Source organism: Microvirga sp. P4_G7 (assembly GCF_056401005.1).
Genome location: NZ_JBFUKD010000384.1, coordinates 1 through 3589, shown reverse-complemented (window position 1 = coordinate 3589; position 3589 = coordinate 1). Strand labels below are relative to the sequence as shown.

The 3589-nt window shown below is 63.9% G+C and carries 3 protein-coding genes; all 3 read right to left on the bottom strand.

Features of this window, described 5'->3' with window-relative positions; all coding sequences use genetic code 11:
- Positions 1–389, bottom strand: a 389-nt coding sequence (locus AC1DT3_RS15060; RefSeq protein WP_477466054.1) for a hypothetical protein, incomplete at its 3' end; no start/stop codon positions are given.
- 100 nt (positions 390–489) lie between these two features.
- Positions 490–1971 (bottom strand): histidine--tRNA ligase, encoded by a 1482-nt coding sequence (hisS, locus tag AC1DT3_RS15055; protein WP_477466053.1) that lies wholly within the window; start codon positions 1969–1971, stop codon positions 490–492.
- A 261-nt stretch (positions 1972–2232) separates the two neighbouring features.
- On the bottom strand, positions 2233–3576 hold the full coding sequence (gene aptA, locus AC1DT3_RS15050; RefSeq protein WP_477466055.1) for an omega-aminotransferase AptA: 1344 nt from the start codon (positions 3574–3576) through the stop codon (positions 2233–2235).
- Positions 3577–3589 lie beyond the last annotated feature (13 nt).

Genomic DNA, 3589 nt, shown 5'->3' with positions numbered 1-3589 from the left:
ACTTCATCCTCTTCGTCGGCATCGTTGTAATGCGACGTCAGCGATGCCGGCAGGAAATGGCGTGCCGTTCCAGCGACGACTTCGGCGACCGCTCCCGATGCGGTCTGTACGGCATCGCGCGCGGCGCGACCGGCCAAAGCACCCGCGTCCAGGGCCGACGATCCTGCCCTCTTCGCATGAGCCGAACGCGTCAAGGCCGCTGCCGCTGCGGCCGCAGCCGCAATGAGTGCATCGGCGAGAATTTCCCGACCGAGATCGGATTTCATCAGATCCTTCATCGGACCGAAATTGCGTATCGCCTTCGGGAGCTTGAAGCTCGCCAAACCGTTCGATTCGACTTTCTTGGTTCGACTCKCCGTCTTCTTCGCTTTTGCTTTCGCCTTCGCCATAACTCTCTCCTGATGGTCAAGCTTCGGAGATAAACCCCTTCGACGCCGGAAGGGTTCCAGCGTGGGCGGTTTGGGCGCAGCATGAACGGACGAGAAGACCTTATGCGAAGTGGCGCGCCAGCACGTCCCGGACTGCGTCGACGAGCTTGTCTTCACCGACCGAAAACTGAGCCGGCCGCGATGCTTTCCATTCCGCATTGGACGCGATGGCGTCGGCAGCTTTCGCCCCTTCGATGAGATCCTTGATCTCGACCTCGCCGCGCTCCCGCTCATTCGAGCCTTGAATGATGACGCAGGGGCTCTGCCGCTTGTCGGCATATTTCATCTGCGCCTTCATGCCCGACGAGCCGAGATAGAGCTCGGCCCGGATGCCGGCTTTCCGAAGCGCCGCGACCATGCGTTGGTAGGCCGCGACCTGGTCGCGATCCATCACGAGAACGACGACCGGACCTGGGTTGTCCTGTCCCGACACGATCGGGCTCTTGACCATCTGCAGAGCGGAGAGAAGTCGCGAAACGCCGATCGAGAAACCGGTCGCGGGGACGGGCTCCGAGCGGAAGCGCCCCACCAGCCCGTCGTAACGCCCGCCGCCGCCGATCGACCCGAAACGCACGGGGCGTCCATCCTCGTCGGTGACGGTGAAGGTCAGCTCGGCCTCGTAGACGGGACCGGTGTAGTATTCCAGGCCGCGAACGACCGAAGGATCGATGATGATGCGGCCATCGTAATCCGATCCGGCTACCAACGCGGCGATTTCCGCGAGTTCCTTGACGCCTTCCTCGCCGCGAGCCGATCCGGCCACGACCTTATTGAGATTGTCGATGCTGATGGCGTTCGTATCGCCCTTCGCTGCGGTGAAGGCGAGGACGCGCTCAATGGCGTCAGGCTCCAGGCCCGCGCCTTTCGTAAAGTCCCCGCTCTCGTCCTTGCGGCCAGGGCCGAGCAACTGCCGCACTCCATCGGCGCCGAGCCGGTCGAGTTTGTCGATGGCGCGTAGTACAGTCAGACGCTGGCCGGCCTTGTCGTCGCCGCCGAGCGCAATCGCTTCGAGAACGCCGTCCAACACCTTCCGGTTGTTGATCTTGATCTGGTATTGCCCGCTCAGACCGAGGTTATCGAGCGTGTCCGCGGCCATCATGCAGATCTCGGCGTCGGCGGTAACCGAGGCGGCGCCCACGGTGTCCGCGTCGAATTGCATGAATTGACGGAAACGTCCCGGACCCGGCTTCTCGTTGCGAAACACCCAACCCGCGCGATAGCTGCGATAAGGTTTGGGCAGGGCATCGAAATGCTCGGCCACGTAGCGGGCAAGGGGTGCCGTCAGGTCGTAGCGGAGCGAGAGCCACTGCTCGTCATCGTCCTGGAACGAGAACACGCCTTCGTTCGGGCGGTCCTGGTCGGGCAGGAACTTGCCGAGCGCATCGGTGTATTCCACGAACGACGTCTCGACTGCCTCGAAGCCATAGAGCTCATAGGTTTCGCGGATCTTGGCGAGCATGCGCTCGGTCGCGGCGAGATCGGCGGGCCCGCGATCGGCGAAGCCGCGCGGCGCGCGTGCCTTGATTTTATCGGCTTTGGACATGGGTTCTGAAGCAGTCTTCTCAGGAGAAAGGCGTGCCGCGTCGTAACCCGCGAAGCGGGGAGGAGCAAGGGCTGGGGTCGGATCGACCTGCTCCTCGTCGTGGCTGGAGTGGGAGCCGCCCTCTCGGCAATGAGCTGAAGCCGCGCCCCTCATCATGGCCGGGCTTGTCCCGGCCACCTCGATCGGAAAGGCGCCGCGGTTCACCGATCGAGGTCACCGGCACAAGGCCGGTGATGACGTTGCGGTGTGCCGTCGCCGCCATTACGCGACTGCGCGGATGACCTTGCCGATCTTGTCGACGATCTCGCCGATCTGCTCCTCGGTGACGATGAGCGGCGGCGAGAGGGCGATGGTGTCTCCAGTGATGCGCATCATGACGCCGTCTTGGAAGCCGCGATCCATGGCCTCGAAGGCCCGGCGGCCGACGGCGTCGGGCTTCGAGGCGAGATCGATGGCGCCGACGAGGCCGATCGTGCGGATGTCGAGCACGTTGGGCAGCCCCTTCAAGGAGTGGACGGCATCGGCCCAGACCGGCTCCAAGGCCTTGGCGCGTTCGAACAGTTTCTCGTCCCGATAGATGTCCTGGGCCGCGAGTGCCGCCGCGCAGGCGAGGGGATGGCCCGAATAGGTATAGCCGTGGAAGAGTTCGATCGAGTTCTCCGGCCCCTTCATGAAGGCCTCGTAGAGTCCCTTTCGGACCATCACGCCACCCATGGGGACGGCACCTGAATTCACGCCCTTGGCGAAGGTGATCATGTCGGGGATCACGCCGTAGCGCTCGGCGGCGAAGGGGGTGCCGAGACGGCCGAASCCGGTGATGACCTCGTCGAAGATCAGSAGGATGCCGTRYTTGTCGCAGATCTSGCGCAGGCGCTKSAGRTAGCCCTTGGGCGGCGCGAGGACACCCGTGGAGCCCGCCATCGGCTCGACGATCACCGCGGCGATGGTCGAAGCGTCATGGAGGGCGACAATGCGCTCGAGGTCGTCGGCAAGATGGGCGCCCCATTCGGGTTCGCCGCGCGAAAAGGCTTGCTCGGCCCGGTTGTAGGTGTGTGGCAGGTGATCGACACCGGCGAGCAGCGTGCCGAAGAATTGGCGGTTCTTGACGATGCCGCCGACGGAAATTCCGCCGAAACCGACCCCATGGTAACCGCGTTCGCGGCCGATCAGGCGGGTGCGGCTGCCCTGTCCGGTGATATTCCAATAGGCAAGCGCGATCTTGAGGGCCGTATCGACAGCCTCCGATCCCGAATTGCAGAAAAAAGCGTGGTCGAGATCACCCGGCGCGAGCTGAGCGAGACGCGAGGCCAGCGTGAAGCCGCCGCCATGGCCGAACTGGAAGGCCGGCGCGTAATCGAGCTCCTGGGCCTGTGCCTGGATGGCCGCGGTGATTTCGTCGCGGTTGTGACCCGCGTTGCAGCACCACAATCCGGCCGCGCCGTCGATCACTTCCCGACCCTCGGGAGTGTAGTAATACATGCCCTTGGCGCGCGAGATCATGCGCGGATGCTGCTTGAAGGACCGATTGGCCGTGAACGGCAGCCACCAGGCCTCGAGATCGTTGGGAGCGAGAAGGTCGGTGGCGGCTTTCGAGCTGGCGGTCATGATGGTCCGATAT

Bases quoted from the DNA above. Each gene is read 5' to 3' on its own strand.
- hisS (WP_477466053.1), bottom strand. From the start codon at position 1,971: ATGTCCAAAGCCGATAAAATCAAGGCACGCGCGCCGCGCGGCTTCGCC.